At 29.7% G+C, this 18,723-nt stretch carries 19 protein-coding genes and 1 tRNA gene; all 20 read left to right on the forward strand.

The window, feature by feature from the left end; translation table 11 throughout:
* Positions 1-31: 31 nt before the first annotated feature.
* The 20 genes from ACJDTP_RS09415 to ACJDTP_RS09510 all read left to right on the forward strand — a co-directional run bounded on the left by ACJDTP_RS09415 (position 32) and on the right by ACJDTP_RS09510 (position 18,232).
* Positions 32-469, forward strand: coding sequence for a hypothetical protein (locus ACJDTP_RS09415; RefSeq protein WP_406761018.1), 438 nt, complete (start codon positions 32-34; stop codon positions 467-469).
* A 488-nt stretch (positions 470-957) separates the two neighbouring features.
* Positions 958-1,707, forward strand: coding sequence for a MurR/RpiR family transcriptional regulator (locus ACJDTP_RS09420; protein WP_406761019.1), 750 nt, complete (start codon positions 958-960; stop codon positions 1,705-1,707).
* A gap of 133 nt (positions 1,708-1,840) precedes the next feature.
* A complete protein-coding gene (locus ACJDTP_RS09425; RefSeq protein WP_103698981.1) occupies positions 1,841-3,436 on the forward strand; it encodes a PTS transporter subunit EIIC in 1,596 nt (531 codons plus the stop codon).
* Between the two features lie 60 nt (positions 3,437-3,496).
* Positions 3,497-4,822, forward strand: a complete 1,326-nt coding sequence (locus ACJDTP_RS09430) for a 6-phospho-alpha-glucosidase (protein ID WP_103698980.1) — start codon at positions 3,497-3,499, stop codon at positions 4,820-4,822.
* An 8-nt stretch (positions 4,823-4,830) separates the two neighbouring features.
* Positions 4,831-5,316: a PTS sugar transporter subunit IIA gene (locus ACJDTP_RS09435; protein ID WP_103698979.1), complete on the forward strand. Its 486-nt coding sequence runs from the start codon at positions 4,831-4,833 to the stop codon at positions 5,314-5,316.
* A gap of 353 nt (positions 5,317-5,669) precedes the next feature.
* Positions 5,670-5,855, forward strand: a complete 186-nt coding sequence (locus ACJDTP_RS09440; RefSeq protein WP_077838487.1) for a plasmid mobilization protein — start codon at positions 5,670-5,672, stop codon at positions 5,853-5,855.
* A 236-nt stretch (positions 5,856-6,091) separates the two neighbouring features.
* Positions 6,092-6,985 (forward strand): ParM/StbA family protein, encoded by an 894-nt coding sequence (locus ACJDTP_RS09445; RefSeq protein ID WP_077309960.1) that lies wholly within the window; start codon positions 6,092-6,094, stop codon positions 6,983-6,985.
* The gene (locus ACJDTP_RS09450) at positions 6,978-7,244 is read left to right on the forward strand and encodes a hypothetical protein (protein ID WP_012061163.1); all 267 of its coding nucleotides are present in this window, start codon (positions 6,978-6,980) and stop codon (positions 7,242-7,244) included. The genes ACJDTP_RS09445 and ACJDTP_RS09450 overlap by 8 nt, the downstream gene beginning before the upstream one ends.
* A 284-nt stretch (positions 7,245-7,528) precedes the next feature.
* A complete protein-coding gene (locus tag ACJDTP_RS09455; protein WP_017212314.1) occupies positions 7,529-8,002 on the forward strand; it encodes a hypothetical protein in 474 nt (157 codons plus the stop codon).
* Positions 8,003-8,350: 348 nt separating this feature from the next.
* A complete protein-coding gene (locus ACJDTP_RS09460; protein WP_065417898.1) occupies positions 8,351-9,706 on the forward strand; it encodes a sucrose-specific PTS transporter subunit IIBC in 1,356 nt (451 codons plus the stop codon).
* Between the two features lie 189 nt (positions 9,707-9,895).
* On the forward strand, positions 9,896-10,888 hold the full coding sequence (locus tag ACJDTP_RS09465) for a LacI family DNA-binding transcriptional regulator (RefSeq protein ID WP_017212311.1): 993 nt from the start codon (positions 9,896-9,898) through the stop codon (positions 10,886-10,888).
* A gap of 21 nt (positions 10,889-10,909) precedes the next feature.
* Positions 10,910-12,367, forward strand: a complete 1,458-nt coding sequence (locus tag ACJDTP_RS09470) for a glycoside hydrolase family 32 protein (protein WP_406761020.1) — start codon at positions 10,910-10,912, stop codon at positions 12,365-12,367.
* Positions 12,360-13,298 (forward strand): carbohydrate kinase family protein, encoded by a 939-nt coding sequence (locus tag ACJDTP_RS09475; RefSeq protein WP_406761021.1) that lies wholly within the window; start codon positions 12,360-12,362, stop codon positions 13,296-13,298. The genes ACJDTP_RS09470 and ACJDTP_RS09475 overlap by 8 nt, the downstream gene beginning before the upstream one ends.
* 214 nt (positions 13,299-13,512) lie before the next feature.
* A complete protein-coding gene (locus ACJDTP_RS09480) occupies positions 13,513-13,962 on the forward strand; it encodes a nucleoside deaminase (RefSeq protein WP_012061157.1) in 450 nt (149 codons plus the stop codon).
* A gap of 287 nt (positions 13,963-14,249) precedes the next feature.
* Positions 14,250-14,600, forward strand: coding sequence for a CidA/LrgA family protein (locus ACJDTP_RS09485; RefSeq protein ID WP_077838480.1), 351 nt, complete (start codon positions 14,250-14,252; stop codon positions 14,598-14,600).
* A complete protein-coding gene (locus tag ACJDTP_RS09490; RefSeq protein ID WP_077830653.1) occupies positions 14,597-15,301 on the forward strand; it encodes an LrgB family protein in 705 nt (234 codons plus the stop codon). The genes ACJDTP_RS09485 and ACJDTP_RS09490 overlap by 4 nt, the downstream gene beginning before the upstream one ends.
* Positions 15,302-15,317: 16 nt before the next feature.
* The gene (locus ACJDTP_RS09495) at positions 15,318-15,905 is read left to right on the forward strand and encodes a hypothetical protein (RefSeq protein WP_406761022.1); all 588 of its coding nucleotides are present in this window, start codon (positions 15,318-15,320) and stop codon (positions 15,903-15,905) included.
* A 21-nt stretch (positions 15,906-15,926) separates the two neighbouring features.
* The gene (locus tag ACJDTP_RS09500; protein WP_406761023.1) at positions 15,927-16,598 is read left to right on the forward strand and encodes a FadR/GntR family transcriptional regulator; all 672 of its coding nucleotides are present in this window, start codon (positions 15,927-15,929) and stop codon (positions 16,596-16,598) included.
* Positions 16,599-16,680: 82 nt separating this feature from the next.
* Positions 16,681-17,856 (forward strand): class I SAM-dependent methyltransferase, encoded by a 1,176-nt coding sequence (locus ACJDTP_RS09505; RefSeq protein WP_406761024.1) that lies wholly within the window; start codon positions 16,681-16,683, stop codon positions 17,854-17,856.
* A 286-nt stretch (positions 17,857-18,142) separates the two neighbouring features.
* Positions 18,143-18,232: transfer RNA gene (locus tag ACJDTP_RS09510), tRNA-Ser, on the forward strand.
* Positions 18,233-18,723 lie beyond the last annotated feature (491 nt).

Genomic DNA, 18,723 nt, shown 5'->3' on the forward strand with positions numbered 1-18,723 from the left:
AGTATTTCTTTACTTATGTAGGAGAATTATCATGAGAAAAAAACTAAGCGTATCTATATTTTTAATTACTGTGCTAATAGTTTGCGCATCATATTATTTATATCCTAGAAAAGGAACTTTAAATAATTTTTTATTTAGTAATTATAACAAGGAAAATATAGAGGAAATTGAGATTAGAAGTACATCTGGAGGTGAAGATAAGACAATTAAAGATAAGATTGAGATAAACGATATTTTATTTAATTTATCTAAAATAAAACTAATTCAACATTATGGTAGCATATCAAATAGGTCAAAAGGTTCTTATAATATATATATTTACGATAAAAATAGTATATCTGCTGAAGTTACTATACAAGGCAAGGAATATATCAGTATTGCTAATAATATTAATAATTCTAATAAAGAATATAGAATTATTGAAAATACTTTAGATTTGGATTATATAAATAAACTAATTTCGCAGTGAGGAATATCCAGCGTTCATATAAGTCAATAATATGTTTTTAATATTTGGATACCAAAATACAAATAAGCTTCGAGTAGTATGTTTCTATAGCTATAATTACATATAGATTAAGCATTTATATTTTAAGTAGGCAAAATAAAATTTTTACAAATTAAATGTTGTGTATATTGTATAGACAAGCAATACAATATATATTTTCTAGATAAGATTAAGGAAATTTACGCTTTTTATAAGGTAATTGAGGTATAAGAACCATACTAATAACATAAAAAAGAATACTAAAATAAGTATTAAATTTAGATAGGAAATTTATAAGTAGATTGTATTACAATTCCCATATGAAAGTATTTGAATGGAATATAGGAGCAAGAAAGTAGTTATGACAACATATATAATAGTGTGCTAAGATTGAATAGTAAGATAGTAATGTATTACAATAATGTTATTGCAACTATTGAAATCGTATAATAATTAGAGGATGATTAAAAATGAAAGTTGATCTAAGCAAAATTGTTAATAATAAAAAAATCACACCTATAGAAGAACAAGTATTAGAATATATAATCAATAATATTGATAGTGTAATGGATCTTGGCGTTAGAGGGGTTGCTGCTGAAAACTACACATCTACATCAACTATTATGAGACTTTCAAAAAAATTAGGTTTTACAGGATTTATAGATATGATTTATAATATAACACCACTAATAGATGGTGGTGGCACGGGAATTATAGAAGAGTCAGAAGCATTAATAGGTACTGATATTAAGTTTTTATCTAAATATACAGATGAGGAAAATGTAAAAAGGTTTATAGAAATATTGGCAAGTGGAACCAAAAAGTATATTTTTATTTATGCAAGAGGCTACTCTGAAATCACTGGAGAATACTTTAACAAAAAGCTGCTTGGGGTAGGGATAAAGAGCATATTAATAGATTCTAAGGGGAGTTTTGAAAATAATCTAGAAGACATGGAAACATTAATAGTAATATCAAAGTCTGGAGAGACTAAAGAAGTATTAGATAAGGTTCAAGTGGCGAAGAAGAAAAATAAAGTAGTAATTTCCTTCACAAAGGAAGTAGAAAACAGTATTTCAGCTCTTTCGGATATTTCATTTAAGATATTTGATATGCATAAATTAGATGACAGTAATGTGCTGCCTAACTCGTTTTTTGCAAATATGCTTATGTTTATGGAATACTTAATCTACAGATATTATCAAGAAACAAGAAAATAAATAGTCAAATTAAGAAACCTGTTATCTTTTAAGCTAACAGGTTTCTTAATGCTTGCAATCTATTTCAATTAAATGAAAACGTATATATAATGAGCCTATGGATGACACAATAATTTGATAAGAGGTGGAATATATGAAGGATAAAATTATGAATGCTATGCAAAGATTTTCTAAGGCCATGTTTATTCCAGTATTAATACTTCCGATTGTAGGTATATTAATAGCTTTTGGAAATATTCTCACAAATACCAAATTAGCAGAATATGCACCGTTCTTAAAAAATAGTGTAATATTTGGATTTGGAAAAATATTATCAGGGTCCTTGGTTCCTATACTATCAAACCTTGGAATAATATTCTGTGTTGGTTTAGCTGTAGGACTTGCAAAAGAGAAAAAAGCAGAATCAGGTTTCACATCAGTATTAGTTTATTTAATATTTAATAATGCGATGAATATTTTCTTGAGTTTATCAGGGAAGTTAGTAAATCCAGATAATTTAAGAGGTTCTGGTCAGGCGATTGTGCTTGGGACTCAAGTTTTGGATATGGGAGTTTTTTTAGGAATAATTTTAGGTATAGTGGTAGCGTATTTTCATAATAAATATTGCAGGAAAGAATTTAATGGAGCATTTCAAATATATGGAGGTTCAAGATTAGTATTCTTAATATTAATTCCAGTAGTTGTTGTATTAGCTGTAATACTTTCTTATGTTTGGCCATCAGTACAGTGGGGAATATCAAGTTTAGGGTATTACATACAAAAGAGTGGTAACTTTGGAGTATTTATGTATGGAATGCTAGAAAGACTTTTAATTCCAACAGGATTGCATCATTTGGTATATACTCCATTCTTATATAGTCAGCTTGGAGGAATAGAGACTATAGGGGGGAAGGCGATAGAAGGAGCAAGAAACATTTATTTTGCACAAATTGCAGATCCTTCAATTAAAGTTTTATCTAGCACAGTTATATGGGATGCTAGAGGATTATCAAAGATGTTTGGATTAGTAGGAGCATGTTTAGCACTTTATCACACAGCTGATGCTGATAAGAAAAAGAAGGCTAGAGCGATTCTTATACCAGCAGCAGTAACTTCAATAATAGCAGGTGTTACAGAACCTATAGAATTTTCATTCTTATTTACAGCACCAATATTATTTGGAGTACATGCAGTTTTAAGCGGTCTTGGAATGGTAGCTTTAAATATATTAAACGTAAGGGCTATAGCACCTAATGGATTTATAGATTTCTTACTTTATAATTTACCATTAGGTATAGAGAAAACAGGTTGGCCAATGTTTATTTTAGTAGGTGTAGTGCAATTCGCAGTTTACTATGTAATATTTAGATTTCTAATAGTTAAGCTTAACTTAAAGACTACTGGAAGAGAAGACAGTAATGAAGAAGTTAAACTTTATACTAAGCAAGATTATAAGGATAAAGTAACAGGAGGCCAAGGGTCTGGAGATAAAGAATCAACATCAGGAAATGAAGCACTTGTAATAATAGAGGCCCTAGGAGGAAAAGAAAATATTAAAAAAGTAGATAACTGTTTCACAAGACTAAGATTAATCCTTGATGACACATCAAAAGTTGATGAAGCTACATTAAAGGGAACAGGAGCTACAGGAGTAGTTAAAAAAGGAGAAAATGTTCAAGTAATTTATGGGTTACATGTAACTAGAATAAGATCTATAGTGGATGAAGCATTAGGAATTGTAGGAGAATAATAATATAAATCGTAGAAGTATTTGAAGAATAATATAAATTAAAGGAAAGAGGTAATATATATGAAAAAACATTCTATTGTTATTGCAGGAGGCGGAAGTACATTCACTCCAGGAATAGTTATGATGCTATTAGATAATCTACACCGTTTTCCAATTAGAAAATTAAAATTATATGATAATGATGCTGAGCGTCAAAGTGTCATTGGTGAAGCTTTAGAAATTGTATTAAAAGAAAATGCACCAGATATCGAATTTTCTTATACAACAGATCCAAAGGAAGCGTTTACGGATGTTGATTTCTGTATGGCCCATATACGTGTTGGAAAATATGAAATGCGTGAGAAGGATGAAAAGATTCCTTTAAAATATGGAGTGCTTGGTCAAGAAACTTGTGGACCAGGAGGAATTGCTTATGGAATGAGAAGTATAGGAGGTATGCTAGAGTTAATAGATTTGATGGAAAAATATTCACCAGACTGTTGGATGTTGAATTACTCTAACCCAGCATCAATTGTTGCTGAAGCCTGCCGCAGATTAAAATCAAATTCGAAGGTATTAAACATTTGTGACATGCCGGTTGGAACACTTCGTCGTATGGCTGGTATTGTGGACCTAGAACCAAGTGATTTAGAAGTTAAGTACTTTGGATTAAATCACTTTGGATGGTGGACTAGCATTAAGGATAAACAAGGGAATGATCTAACAGATAGAATTAAAGCCTATGTTGCAGAAAATGGATATTTGACAGTAAAAGAAGTAGAGACACAACATACTGATCCAAGCTGGCAGGAAACTCATAAAAAAGCAAAGGATTTATTAGCAGTAGATCCAAGATTTTTACCTAATACTTATTTAAAATATTATCTATATCCAGATTATGTTGTAGAGCATTCTAATGCAGAATATTCTAGGGCAAACGAAGTAATGGACGGAAGAGAAAAAGATGTATTTAATGCAGCGCGTGCTATTACAAAGGCAGGAACAGCAAAAGGCGAAGAATTCCATATTGATGCTCATGCTACCTTTATCGTAGATTTAGCTAGAGCGATTGCCTATAACACTCACGAAAGAATGTTATGCATTGTAGAAAATAAAGGTGCCATTTCTAATTTTGATTCTACAGCTATGGTGGAAGTTCCATGTATTGTTGGAAGTGATGGACCAGAACCTTTAGCACAAGGAGAAATTCCACAATTCCAAAAGGGATTAATGGAGCAACAAGTATCAGTAGAAAAATTAGTTGTTGAGGCATGGATTGAAAATAGCTATTTGAAATTATGGCAGGCACTTACTTTATCTAAGACTGTACCAAGTGCTAGAGTTGCTAAATTATTACTAGATGATCTTATTGAAGCTAATAAGGGATATTGGCCGGAATTAAAGTAGGAGTATGTATGTTTAAGAATTTGTTTAATAAAAATAAGAATAAAGTATTTTATGCTTTTGCTAATGGTGTAAGTGTTGACCTAAGTGAGGTTAATGATGAAGTGTTCTCACAAAAAATGATGGGGGAAGGAGTTGCGATTAAACCAAGTGAAGGAAAAATATATTCACCTTGTGATGGAACGATAGCGGCAGTTATGAAGGAAAGTAAGCATGCTGTTGGAATAAGGACCAAAGATGGAGTAGAATTTCTAATTCACGTGGGAATTGATACTGTAGCTCTAAACGGAGAAGGTTTTGAACTATATTGTGAAGAAGGAAAAGCGGTAAAAAAAGGTGATCTTCTTTTAAGCTTTGACAGAAAATTTATTAAGGAAAAGGGCTTAGACGATATTACTATGCTAGTAATATCAGAACTTAATAATCATAAAATTGTGGATATTCATATTGATTTGGATATGAAGGCAAATGAGATAATCCTACTAGAGTACAACTAGTTTGTTAAAGATATAATAAATTAAAATGATAAATTATGAAGGTTGATTTAAATAATCTAGAGTATAATATGCGAATATATGCTCTAGATTATTTTTTATTCTCTAAGATTATAGTTGTTAAATAATCCTTTGTATAAATCAATATACTGGCAAGAGAGTCAAGTCTATATACTGGAGTGACTTATGCAAGTGATAATGTTTATATAATATAAAAAACAAAATACGAAAGAAGTCGAGAGATTTTATAATTTTTATACTATATTTTTACAAAAAAATGTAAAACAAGTGTGATATTGTATGTAATGTATAAATCGTAATTACATTATATACATTACGTAGAATGGGGGGATACGATGAAAGATGCTACCATAATGCTCAGAGTTACAACAGAACAGAAGCTAGCTATAAAAAGAATGGCTAGAAAGCAAGGAATGACTATTACAGAATTTATGCTATTTAATATGATGAAATCGATTAGTAAATCTGAATTATCTGAAATAAATGGAGATATTGATTTGGATTTAGAATCAAAAGAATAGCAAGTTGATCGTGAGTTTTACCTGCTTGTATATAAAATATAGACAAGCAATACATTGTACAAATACTGTTTAATGGCCTAAGGTAATAGCAGTATGATAGCTATATAAACTACATACAAAGGAATATTAATGGAGAAACATTTCATAAGGATAAATAATTTTTAGGTGAACGGTGGTATAAACGCCATAAAAAGATATTCAAATAGAATGTAAAAGTAAAAAAGGGGGATTAAAAAATGAGAATCAGTGCAGATATAGGCTACAATACAACAAATTTTATTGGACATAACATAGAAGGCTCCTTTTCATCGACAGTAAAAGAAAAGATGCACGAGTTAGAGACCGCTAAATATACTGTTGAGTACAATAATAAAACATATTTAATTGGTAATGATGATGGATTTACCAGCATAGAACATTCAAGAGATAAGGATATTATATTTCATATTTGCCTATATACAGCTATAGCAGCTACAATGAGTTCAACAATAGATAACAATGTAAGGGTTATAACAGGACTTCCTGCTCAATTTTTTGCAGAACAAAAGAATTCTCTGATAAAAGCTCTTGAAAATAGACGAGTCTTTATGAAACTTAATGGAGAAAATAGAAGTTTTACAATTACCAAAGTAATTGTATTTCCTCAGTCGGCAGGATTATTTTTATATGATAAATCATTAGTAGAAAAGGATACGCTAGTAGTAGATATAGGTGGTGGTACATTAGATATAGCATATATGAGCAATGGCCAATTTAAAGAAGGTAGAACATATCCATTGGGAGTAAATCCCACATATGATGTACTTCTACAAGAGTTAACCAAATATGGAGTGAACTATTCTAATCGTATGAAAGCAGAACAAATAATTGCAGATAAAGCTATATTTGTAGAAGGAAAAGAAGTAGATGTAAGTAACGATATTGATAATGTATTAAGTTTGAGAGCAGGAGAAATAATAAATGCTATAAAACAGGCATTTCCAGAGCAATCAAAATATTCGAGATTTGTTTTCATAGGTGGGGGAGCCTTATTGCTTAAAAATTATTTAAAAGACTACAGAGTATTAGATGATGCACAGATGATTAATGTAAAAACTTATGACATAATAGGTAAGAGTAAGAATGTGTAAAAAGTTAAAAACTACAATTACTTTAGCTCCCCATATTAAGGAATTTGCATCTAAAGAAGCCAAATCTCTTGGCTTAGATTTTTCTGCATATATAACTGTACTAATAGGTGAAAAAATGAGAGGGACTATGATACCTTCAACTATTAAAAAAGTTAGTGATGATAAAATTGATGAGGCAGCCATATCCATAGACGAAAAAGAATCTATAAAAATAGATAGTGAGCAGGAAAATGAGATAGATAGATTGCTTCAGTGGTAAAGAACAGATGAAAATTTTCATCTGTTCTTATGCATCTCATTATTAATAAAAGGATATGAATGTATAGTTGCTGGATTATAGAAATTTATATGAAATCTATGTAATATTTCACAAAAAGTAAAAGAACTAATATAATTTATTGCTCTTAGTATGTATAATAGTAATTAAGTAATGATAAAATGAAATTTTCATTGAAATAAATTTTGATTTTATGCTTACTACATCATATAAATTAATTTAAAATATTTACTATAGATATAACTGTTTAAAGGGGGAGTGAGAATATGGAAGTTGTTTTAGAACAGTTTATTCCATCAGATAAGCCTAAGAGAATTAGTAACATACTCCAAAAGATTTCAATTGTTTTTTTTGTAGTTGGATTAATGATTGTTTTTGCATCACCAATAATCGGAATAGCGCTAATAATAGTAGCATTAATATTTTTTGTGGGAAGTTACTTTATGTATATTGATTATGAGTATGAGTTATATAATGGTGATATAACAATAACTAAGGTCTATAATGCAAGTAGAAGAAAGATTGCTCAAAAGATTAGTAGAGATGATGTGAGAAAAGTATACATTACAGAACGGAAAGATGCTCTTAAGAGCGGGGTGGCAGCATATTATAATACTAATATAAATGGACTAAAGATTTATACTTTTGAATTAAACAACAATAAAATAATACAATTAGCCTTAAATGAAGAACTTGAAAAAATAGTTAAGATAATCTATGTTCAAAAAATTACATTTTAAAAATAAAGTATAGTTAATAAGTGTATTCCTTAAACTACAAAAAGGAGTACACTTTTTTTATGTTCTAAGAACTAATTGTTTTATATATAAATTTAATTTTTAAAATTAGCAATAATAGTGGGAACAGTACCACATAAGATGAATTATAGTTTTCGAAAATATAAATCATATGAATAGGGAGGCGTAATGGATAATGTATTAGAAACCATGCATTGTACATGGGGGAGAAAGGAAATTTATATAATTTATTATTTAGGTAAAAAACGTATTGACACATTATGTATGGAACTGGTATCATATTAACATGAAAACGGTTTTCGAGGTTAATTGAATTAGGAGGGGACATTAATGAAGGAACAAATAGTAGCAAAAGAAATTCTAGAGAATATTGGTGGAAAAGAAAATATAAAATCAGTAGAACATTGTGCAACTAGATTAAGACTTATACTTAATGATAAGGAAAAAATAAATGAAAAAGCTATTGAAAATATTGATGGTGTAAAAGGACAATTTTTCTCGGCAGCGCAATACCAAATAATTCTTGGAACAGGATTTGTAAATAAAGTTTATGATGTCATAGTTGGACAAAATTCTGACTTAGTAACTGGAAATAATAAAGAGGAAGCTTATAGCCAAATGACATTAATTCAAAAAATATCTAGAACTTTTGGAGATGTATTTGTACCTATAATACCAGTATTAGTTGCAACAGGTTTGTTTATGGGACTAAGAGGTCTTTTGACAAATCTAGGAGTTCAAATGAATGAGAATTTTGTTCTCTTTACTCAAGTATTAACAGATACTGCTTTTGCATTTTTACCAGCATTAGTTGCATGGTCAACCATGAAAAAGTTTGGAGGTACACCAGTAATAGGTATAGTAATAGGATTAATGCTTGTATCACCGAGTTTACCAAATGCTTATGCTGTGGCAGCGGGAACAGCAACTCCAATTAATCTAACTATACTAGGATTAAATATTCCTGTAGTTGGATATCAAGGGTCTGTGTTGCCAGCATTAGTATTAGGAATTATTGCAGCTAAAACTCAAAAAGCACTTAAGAAAGTAGTTCCGGATGTATTAGATCTAATAGTAACTCCATTTATTACATTATTATTTTCAATGGTACTCGGATTATTAATAGTTGGGCCAATTATGCATAATGCTGAGCAATTAATATTTGGAGCAATCAAAGGATTCATGGGGCTTCCATTTGGATTAGGTGGACTAGTTGTAGGAGGAGTACATCAACTTATAGTTGTTACTGGAGTTCACCATGCATTAAATGCTTTAGAAGTTGAATTACTATCTAGCACAGGAAAAGATGCATTTAATGCAATGATAACTTGTGGTATTGTAGCACAAGGTGCGGCAGCTTTAGCAGTAGCCTTCAAAACAAAAGATAAAAAGAAGCGCTCATTATATATTTCATCAGCAATTCCAGCATTTTTAGGTATTACTGAACCAGCAATATTTGGCGTTAACTTAAGATTCATAAAGCCATTTATATTTGGATGTGCAGGAGGGGCAGTTGGAGGGATGCTTTCAGGAATACTTCATCTAGCAGGTACAGGAATGGGAATTACAGCATTACCAGGTATGCTATTATATGTGAACAATCTTGGAAGTTACATTTTAGTTAACGTTGTAGCTATAGCTGTTGCTTTTTGCTTAACATTGTTCTTCTTCAAGCCAGAAGAATAGGAATAATAAAAAATATTTAGATGAATTATAGATAGATTTAGTAGGGATAATTTTGCTTGCTAAATCTATCAAGCTATATAAAGCTATATTTTATATATTAATATCCATATAAGTTTATAAGTTATCTTTTCAATAATATGTATTAATGATATATAATAATATTTATATAAAACATATATGGAGGATAATATGGATCGAAAAGTCACAATTCAAGATATTGCTAATATGGTTAATGTTTCAAAGAGTAGTGTTTCTAGATATTTGAATAATGGATATGTGAGCGAAGAAAATGCTAAGAAGATAAAAGAAGCGATTGAAAAGACTGGATTTGAAACTAATTTTTTTGCAAAGAGATTAAAGACTAAAAAAAGTGGATTAGTTGGAATTGTAATTCCTAGAATCGATTCTGTTACAATAGGCAAAGTATTAACTGGTATCAATAAAAAATTAATGGAAAATGATTATCAAGGAATTATCTTGATCAGTGAATTAGATATAGAGAAAGAACTAGCAAACATTAATAGCCTTTATCAGCAAGGAGTTGATGGAATAATTATTAATTCTATGGCTATTACTAAAAAGCATATTCAATTAATTAGTAGGCTTAGTATTCCAACTATATTTACAGGACAAAAAAATGAGTTTACTAATTATATAAAAATAGATGATTATGAAGCAGGAAAAATACTTGGAAGTTATTTTAAATCTAAGGGGCATAAAAATATAGTATTTTTAGGAGTAAATGAATGGGATATAGCAGTAGGAGTGGATCGTAAAAATGGATTCATTGATGCCGTGAAGAAAGATAATCCAGATTGTAATGTTCAATTTGTTGAAACTGATTTTTCATTTACTAATGCATACAGTAAGGCTAGCCAGATATTAGAATATAAGCCCACAGCAATAGTTTGTGCAACTGATAATATTTGTTTAGGAGTACTTAGATATTTACATGAAAATAATATTAAAGTTCCAGAAGAAATTTCAGTAGCTGGATTTGGAGGATATGATATAGGAAGTGTTTCATACCCTACACTTACAACAGTAGCTTTTGATTATGAATTAATTGGTATAAAAGCAGCTCAAGGAATTCTAGATTTAATAGAGGGAAAAGAGTTAGAAGAGAATAAGGATACTTCCTTGAGGCTAATAGAAAGAGAAAGTGTGGGTGGGATTAATTAAATTAATAGGAGAAGAGGAAAGATGCCAAACCCAAAATCATACCAGGAAATAAACCAAAATTTAAATAATTATTACAGTAATAAAGAAACGAGTATATGGCGAAACAACTTTCACATTGAGATGCCGTTTGGTCTGATCAATGACCCAAATGGATTAAGTTATTACGACAATAAGTTTTATATATTCTATCAATGGAATCCATTTGGATGTGAGCATAAAACAAAGCACTGGGGATTAGTAACAACAACCAATTTCATTAACTTTACTAAGCCCAAAATAGCGTTAAAACCACAAGATTGGTTTGATAGAAATGGATGCTATTCAGGGTGTGCATTGATTAAAGATAATGAGTTAAAGTTATACTACACAGGAAACGTAAAAGGTCCAAATGGTGAAAGAGAGTCATATCAGTGCTTAGCCACTTGTAATAAAGATGGAATAATAGAGAAACATGGAGTAATTATAGATAAACAACCAAACGGATATACATCTCACTTTAGAGATCCATACGTATTTATAGAAGATGACACTTATTACATGATATTAGGTGTTCAAAGTGAAGATTTAAAAGGAAGAGCTTTAATTTATGAATCAATAGATTCAGTTAAATGGAATTTGCTTGGTGAGTTAAAAACCGATATGAAAGACTTTGGATACATGTGGGAATGCCCTAATATAATAAGGATAAGTAAAGATAAACACGCATTGATATTTTCACCACAAGGTTTAGAAAAAGAAGAATTGAAAAATCAAAATTTATATCAGTCCGGATATGTAATTGGTGAGCTAGATATAAAGAGTGTTGAGTTGAAAAATCATAGCAGATTTAAAGAATTAGATATGGGATTTGATTTTTATGCTCCGCAAATATTTAATCATAATGGTAAAAATATAATGATTGGATGGATTGGAATGCCAGATAGGGACTCTGAATATCCGACATATGAGAATGGATGGATGTATTCACTAACTATACCTAGAGTTTTAGAGTATAAGAATAATGTCCTTTATCAAAAGCCCATTAATGAAATTAGAAATTTAAGAGAAACTCAATTAATAGATATTAAAGGATTAACTTTGAATAACTACAATTTAGCTTTAGAGTCTCGTTCAGTAGAAATAATGATAAGTATAGAAGTTGAGAATGTTGAATTTACAGAAGTTAAATTTAAATTTAATGACGAGTATATTTCTATAACATATGATAATAAAAAACAACTATGTACAGTTGATAGAAGTAATATGAATATTGGCGGAAAAGGTATAAGAAAATTCAAATTAAATTCTTTAAAAGAACTAAAAATGAATGTATTTATTGACAATTCGGTGATGGAAATATATTATCAAGATGGATTGGAAGTAACAACATTAACATATTACCCTAAGAGTGAAGGATTAGAACTTGAAATAAGAAATGATAGAAAAGTTACAATTAATGAGCTAAATATGTGGAACTTAAGGAGTGTGAAGTATGAATAATAATGTTTTTTGCATTGGGGAACTTTTAATTGATATGGTTTGTGTAGATAATAAAGGTTTAAAAAATGGAGAGAAATTTGAGAAAAAAGCAGGTGGAGCACCAGCAAATGTAGCAGCGAGTATTTGTAAATTAGAAGGTAATGCTTATTTTTTAGGACAAGTAGGTAATGATTTTTTTGGTAAGCACTTAGTTGAGCTGCTAAAAAGCTTGAATATAAATACTGAGATGACCGTAGAAAGAGGAAGTACAACAATTGCATTAGTTGGAATTGATGCAAATGGTGAACGTAACTTTGACTTCTTAAGAGGTAGTGATGGGGAATATTCGTTTGATAATATAGATTTATCAAAGATAAGTAATTCGGATATAATTCATTTCGGGTCCGCAACGGGATTTTTAGAGGGAGAGTTAAAAAAGACATATTTTAAACTATTAGAATATGCGAAATCTAATAACATATATGTATCATTTGATCCTAATTACCGCGATGCACTAATCACTCAAGACAAGTTAGAGCTGTTTGTTGAGGATTGTGTTAAATTCTTGAGATACAGTAACTTTACGAAACTAAGTGATGAAGAATTATATTTAATAACAAAAGAAAAAGATATAGAAAGCGCTGTTAACAAGTTACATGAAATTGGAGTTAAGGTTGTAACAGTTACTTTAGGGTCTAAGGGCACATACTTAAGTGTTAATGGAAAAAATGAAGTAATACCATCTATAAAAATTAAGCAAGTAGATTCCACTGGTGCAGGAGACGCATTTGTTGGAGCTGTATTAAGACAGGTATCTGATATTGATGACAAAGAGAGTATAAGTTTTGATAGATGGAAAGATATAATTTCATTTGCAAATAAGGTAGGCGCAATAACATGCACTAACTACGGTGCTATAGCTTCAATGCCGACACTAAACGAATTAAATTAAGCCGAGCTAGATGAATTCATATATAGGAGGGAGATATTTTAAATATATCCCTTCTATATTTTTGGATTTTTATTTGATCATTGAATATAAGTTGATAATAATGAGTATGAAACTTATGATTTTATATTTTTATTATATGGTAGAATATTGAGAAAGGAACATATATAATATTAAAAATATTTAGTCAAGAAAATTCATGATGGGAGCATTACAGATGGTTGATTTTCTAAAAATTGCAAAAGAAGAAGCTAAGATGGCAATGAAAAAAGGGGAGATTCCAGTAGGAGCAGTAATTGTATTGGATGATAAAATAATAGGAAGAGCTCATAATTTAAAAGAAACCTTAAATGATAGTACTGCTCATGCTGAGATTTTAGCCATTAAAGAAGCTTCGAAATTTATTGGAGATTGGAGATTAAATAGAGCTGAGATGTATGTTACATTAGAACCTTGTCCTATGTGTGCGGGGGCGATAATTCAGAGTAGAATATCTAAAGTATATATAGGAACATTTAATAAAGATATGGGTGCTTGTGGTTCAGTAATTGATGTTACAGATAATAAATGGTTAAATTCTTTTGTAAGTACCAAATGGCTATATGATAAAGAATGTTCGGATATCATGTTGGAATTTTTTTGCCAGAGAAGAAATAAGTATAAATAAATTATAAAAAATATATATAGTTAAAATAGAATTAATTTTTAATTTCATTACAATATGGAAATAAAATATGCACTTTAAATCTTAAAAGTATTAGATTTAAGGTGCTTTTCTTATTTAAAGAGATTAGTAAAGATATAGGTAGTTAGTGAGAGCCAATTGGAAATATGGGGAATAAAATCACATTTTTAGAATATTATGAAGTTGAGATATAAAAATAAATATGATATAGTAATAACAACTGGTCAGACCACTATACCAATGATTTTTACACAAGAGGTGATTTTTAGTTGAAGTATTTAAAGCAGTTAATGATTATTCTAGTATCATATTTTTTAGGAACAATAGTACAAGTAGTTTTTAAATTACCTATACCAGGGACAGTTTTAGGTCTCATTTTTCTTTTCTTAGCTTTATATTTTGGAATTGTTAAAGTTGAGATGATTGAAGATATATGTGAGGTATTAATATCTCATATGTCATTCTTATTTATTCCAGCAGGGGTAGGGTTAGTGACATCCTTCCAAGCAATTAAAGGTAAGATTATACCTTTCTCCACTATAATTGTTATTTCCACATTTGTAGTTTGGATTGTGACTGCCTACGTTGTTAAATTTTTAAGGAAGGTGACTTCAAAATGAATGATATGATAAATTCACCTGTTTTCGGGGTTTTAATATCTATTATTGCTTATGAAATAGGTCTTTTAATAAAACAAAAACTTAAGCTTTCAATATTTAATCCATTACTTATAGCGATAATAATTCTGATTACATTTTTATTAAAATTTAATATTAAGTATGATGATTATAATAGCGGGGGACAAATAATTTCTTTCTTTTTAGCTCCAGCAACTATTGCATTAGCATTACCATTATATAAAAAGTTTTCTTTGTTTAAAGAAAATGCTTTACCTATCTTATTAGGTATTTTATTTGGAGCTGTATCTGGAATGATATCTGTAATTCTGCTTTCGAAGGCATTTAATCTTTCAAGCGAGCTTACAAAATCATTAATTCCTAAATCTATAACAACTCCTATAGGAATGGCATTATCTAAACAGTTAGGAGGGCTTCCTTCTGTAGCTGTTGTTGCTATTATAATTACTGGAATATTAGGCTCTATCATTGGACCATTTCTATATAAAATATTAAGGATAAATGATAAAGTAGCAATGGGAATTGCCATGGGAAGTTCATCACATGCTGTTGGGACAGCAAAAGCTATGGAAATAGGTGAAATTGAAGGAGCTATGAGTAGTTTAACTATTGCAATTTCTGGGATTGTGACTGTACTGATAGCACCTGTATTATGGAGTTTATTTTCAGTATTTTTAAATTAGTTAGGGGGTATTATCTTTGAGTGGAGATAAAAATAACTACAAAAAGGGAGAGAGTCCAATTAATAAGTTATTTAGTTCTATTGATAATTTATTAATTGAAGAGAGAGAACAGAGGTTAAAAGTAAAGTTAGGAAAAGAAATAAAAAATAGCATATTTACAGATGAAATTATAATGAAACTTAATGAAAATGACTTCTCTGGTTTAATTGATGAGGAAGATAATAATATGGCGATGCTTTTTTCTAGTATATTTCCAATATTTATAAAAAGTAGAGATGTTGTTTTTAGACTATATAAGCATAAAATAGAAGTTAATTTATCCGATGAAATGAGCGATAGATATATCTATATCTTTTCTGATGGGAGGTTGACCTCTGGATTATTTCAATGTTTTAAACTGAGCGATGATGAATATGTATATGGAATAAAGAGAATAATTGATAGTATTCCTCTTTTTAAAATTGCTATTATGAACACATTGGATAGCTTTAGAAAAAATATTAGTATACATAATCATAAAATAGAGAATTCAAAAAATAAAGAACTGTTAGCAGAAAAAAATTACAACGAATTACTTAACTACTTATCAAAAGCAAACATATAAAGTTTTGAGAGGATGATATCGATGTTAAGTCCTGTGAAGAGTACAAAAATATATGAAATAGTAATAGAGCAAATAAAAGAAATTGTTAAAAGAGGAGAACTAAAGAGTGGAGATAAATTACCATCGGAGAGAGATTTATGCGAGAAGCTTGAGGTTAGCAGAGCATCTGTTAGAGAAGCACTAAAATCTTTACAAATGCTTGGACTTATAGAATCTAAGCATGGGGAAGGGAATTTTATCAATGAAAAATTTGAAAATAGTCTGCTTGAACCTCTATCTATTGTATTCTTACTTCTAGGAAGCAAAAGTGAGGATGTTCTTGAGCTTAGAAAAATAATTGAACCAGAAACAGCAGCTATCGCTGCTAAAAATATAACTGATGAACAACTTATAGAATTGAAGGAAATAATGGACGAATTAAATAATAATTCAGATATTCAAGCCTGTGCTATATTAGACAAAAAATTTCATTATAAAATAGCGCAAGCTACTGGCAATCACTTAATTTCAACTATAATGTTTTCTATATCTTCTTTGGTTGAAAAATATATTGAAAATTCAAAAGTTCATACTATTAATAAAATACTTGTTAAAGACCATCATGAAGAAATATGGAAGGCTTTAAAAGACCACAATTCTAGTGCAGCTTCAATTGCAGCACAAAAACACTTGGAATTAAATCATATTGTTTAGAATCTATTTAGAAATTTAATTTGCATATTTCTGTTTAAAGTTCTATATTTAATAATTAATTTTAAATGGGGAGATGATTATCATGATTATTGATAAAATATTTTACAAAACATTATTTAAGAATTTATTTTCAGATACTTTTGAATTAAAACTTTGGGATGGAAGTTCAGAAATTTATGGGGAAGGGAATCCAGAATTTGGAATAATATTTAATGAGCCTATTCCTAAAGCCGATATTATAAAGGATCCTTCATTAACATTTGGTGAAGCTTATATGACTAAAAAAATAGATATTGAAGGAAGTATTCAAAAGGTTATAGAATCTTTATATAATAATCAGGAAAGTTTTTTGAGTAATAGTGACAAATATGCAAATTTACTAAGGATGGCTACAAATAGTATCAAAAATAGCAAGAAAAATATTGAGTTCCACTACGATATTGGAAATGATTTTTATAAGTTATGGTTAGATGATACTATGACATATTCATGTGGATACTTCAAATCCAAAAGTGATTCATTAACTCAAGCACAAAAGAATAAAGTAGAACATATTCTTAAAAAGTTAAACTTAAAAGAAGGAGAAACACTACTTGATATAGGTTGTGGTTGGGGTGAACTGATAATATCTGCGGCAAAAAAATATAAGGTAAAAGCGATGGGTATAACTTTAAGTTCTGAACAATTAGCAAAAGTTAAAGAAAGAATAAAAAGTGAAGGATTAGAGGATCTTCTTGAAGTTGAACTTGTAGATTACAGGGAACTAAAAAATAGAACATTTGATAAAATAGTTAGTGTGGGAATGTTAGAACATGTAGGGCAAGATCATCTTGCAGAGTATTTTTCAAATGTCAATAACTTATTAAATGATAAAGGTGTATCTTTACTCCACTGCATAACATCAACAGAGGTTGGAGGAAATAATACATGGATTGATAAATATATATTTCCAGGTGGATATGTTCCAGCAGTTAGAGAGCTAATCAATTGTATGTCGGATGAAAAGTTCACTTTAATCGATGCAGAAAACTTAAGACTTCATTATGGAAGAACTTTGGAGCATTGGGCAAAGAATTTTGAGAATGCATTGCCAGAGATAAGGAAGACTAAGGATGAAACATTTATAAGAATGTGGAGATTGTATTTAAATGCTTGTGCAGCATCTTTTAACTCCGGAAATATAAGTATTCATCAATTTGTATTCAATAAAGGAGTAAACAACGATTTACCATGGACTAGAGAGTATATGTATAAATAAGTTTATATAAGCACTTTAAGAGATAACTTTGTGTTATTACTATCTATTTCATTATAGAAATGATAGCTAATTAAATTAGAAGTAATTTATAGTAGGCAAAAGTACTTAAATTTTAAGTATTTCTGCCTATTATTTGCATTAATTACGAAAATGGAAGGATGATGGTTTATATTGAATATGAATAAATAGATTCTATTATATTAAATGATAGGATTTCTATATATAAAATATTCAGTTGAATCGATAACAATTATATGATATTATAATAAAGCATTAAATACTATATGGAGAGATGTCCGAGTGGTCGAAGGAGCACGCCTGGAAAGCGTGTATAGGGGCAACTCTATCAGGGGTTCAAATCCCCTTCTCTCCGCCATGAAATAAGATGTGAAGAATGCCTGAGTGCTAAGTAAAACTAAGCACTCAGGCATTTTTTAATATTTTTTAGTTGTCCAAATCATACCTCAAACTACCGTATAAGACGTTAATTTTCCAGCTATATTGTAATCAAATAGGGCGATGCAACCAACGCTTTATGCGAGCGTGGATGGGAGATAATAATATAAAGAAGGAGTGTGCTACTTAGAGTGGAAAAAGACTTACACAGCGTTTCGAGATATATAGAATTTTAAATGAACTGTTATGGCTAGATAAAAAATATAAATAAGTTTGTAAAAATAATTTTGAAGGACAGTGGAGAACTAAGATGTGAAGATGAAGCGTTGCAAGATTATAACAAATGATTAATTGCATCTATAGCCATATCATCATTATTACCAATTATGAGTTAAATGAGTTTTTGCTTCATCTTCATAAAATATGTAAAAATAAACAAATAGATTGACTAGTCAACTTGACGATGACAAA

This window comes from Candidatus Clostridium helianthi, assembly GCF_045310795.1.
In the GTDB taxonomy this organism is placed as follows: Bacteria; Bacillota; Clostridia; order Clostridiales; family Clostridiaceae; genus Clostridium; species Clostridium helianthi.

What these genes read in the sequence shown, in the direction of transcription:
- ACJDTP_RS09475 (WP_406761021.1), top strand. Translation starts at nt 12,360, where the DNA reads ATGAATAATAATGTTTTTTGCATTGGGGAACTTTTAATTGATATGGTT.
- ACJDTP_RS09460 (WP_065417898.1), top strand. Translation starts at nt 8,351, where the DNA reads ATGAAGGAACAAATAGTAGCAAAAGAAATTCTAGAGAATATTGGTGGA.
- ACJDTP_RS09420 (WP_406761019.1), top strand. Translation starts at nt 958, where the DNA reads ATGAAAGTTGATCTAAGCAAAATTGTTAATAATAAAAAAATCACACCT.
- ACJDTP_RS09450 (WP_012061163.1), top strand. Translation starts at nt 6,978, where the DNA reads ATGTGTAAAAAGTTAAAAACTACAATTACTTTAGCTCCCCATATTAAG.
- ACJDTP_RS09445 (WP_077309960.1), top strand. Translation starts at nt 6,092, where the DNA reads ATGAGAATCAGTGCAGATATAGGCTACAATACAACAAATTTTATTGGA.
- ACJDTP_RS09440 (WP_077838487.1), top strand. Translation starts at nt 5,670, where the DNA reads ATGAAAGATGCTACCATAATGCTCAGAGTTACAACAGAACAGAAGCTA.
- ACJDTP_RS09415 (WP_406761018.1), top strand. Translation starts at nt 32, where the DNA reads ATGAGAAAAAAACTAAGCGTATCTATATTTTTAATTACTGTGCTAATA.
- ACJDTP_RS09480 (WP_012061157.1), top strand. Translation starts at nt 13,513, where the DNA reads ATGGTTGATTTTCTAAAAATTGCAAAAGAAGAAGCTAAGATGGCAATG.
- ACJDTP_RS09470 (WP_406761020.1), top strand. Translation starts at nt 10,910, where the DNA reads ATGCCAAACCCAAAATCATACCAGGAAATAAACCAAAATTTAAATAAT.
- ACJDTP_RS09425 (WP_103698981.1), top strand. Translation starts at nt 1,841, where the DNA reads ATGAAGGATAAAATTATGAATGCTATGCAAAGATTTTCTAAGGCCATG.
- ACJDTP_RS09490 (WP_077830653.1), top strand. Translation starts at nt 14,597, where the DNA reads ATGAATGATATGATAAATTCACCTGTTTTCGGGGTTTTAATATCTATT.
- ACJDTP_RS09430 (WP_103698980.1), top strand. Translation starts at nt 3,497, where the DNA reads ATGAAAAAACATTCTATTGTTATTGCAGGAGGCGGAAGTACATTCACT.
- ACJDTP_RS09435 (WP_103698979.1), top strand. Translation starts at nt 4,831, where the DNA reads ATGTTTAAGAATTTGTTTAATAAAAATAAGAATAAAGTATTTTATGCT.
- ACJDTP_RS09500 (WP_406761023.1), top strand. Translation starts at nt 15,927, where the DNA reads ATGTTAAGTCCTGTGAAGAGTACAAAAATATATGAAATAGTAATAGAG.
- ACJDTP_RS09505 (WP_406761024.1), top strand. Translation starts at nt 16,681, where the DNA reads ATGATTATTGATAAAATATTTTACAAAACATTATTTAAGAATTTATTT.
- ACJDTP_RS09465 (WP_017212311.1), top strand. Translation starts at nt 9,896, where the DNA reads ATGGATCGAAAAGTCACAATTCAAGATATTGCTAATATGGTTAATGTT.
- ACJDTP_RS09455 (WP_017212314.1), top strand. Translation starts at nt 7,529, where the DNA reads ATGGAAGTTGTTTTAGAACAGTTTATTCCATCAGATAAGCCTAAGAGA.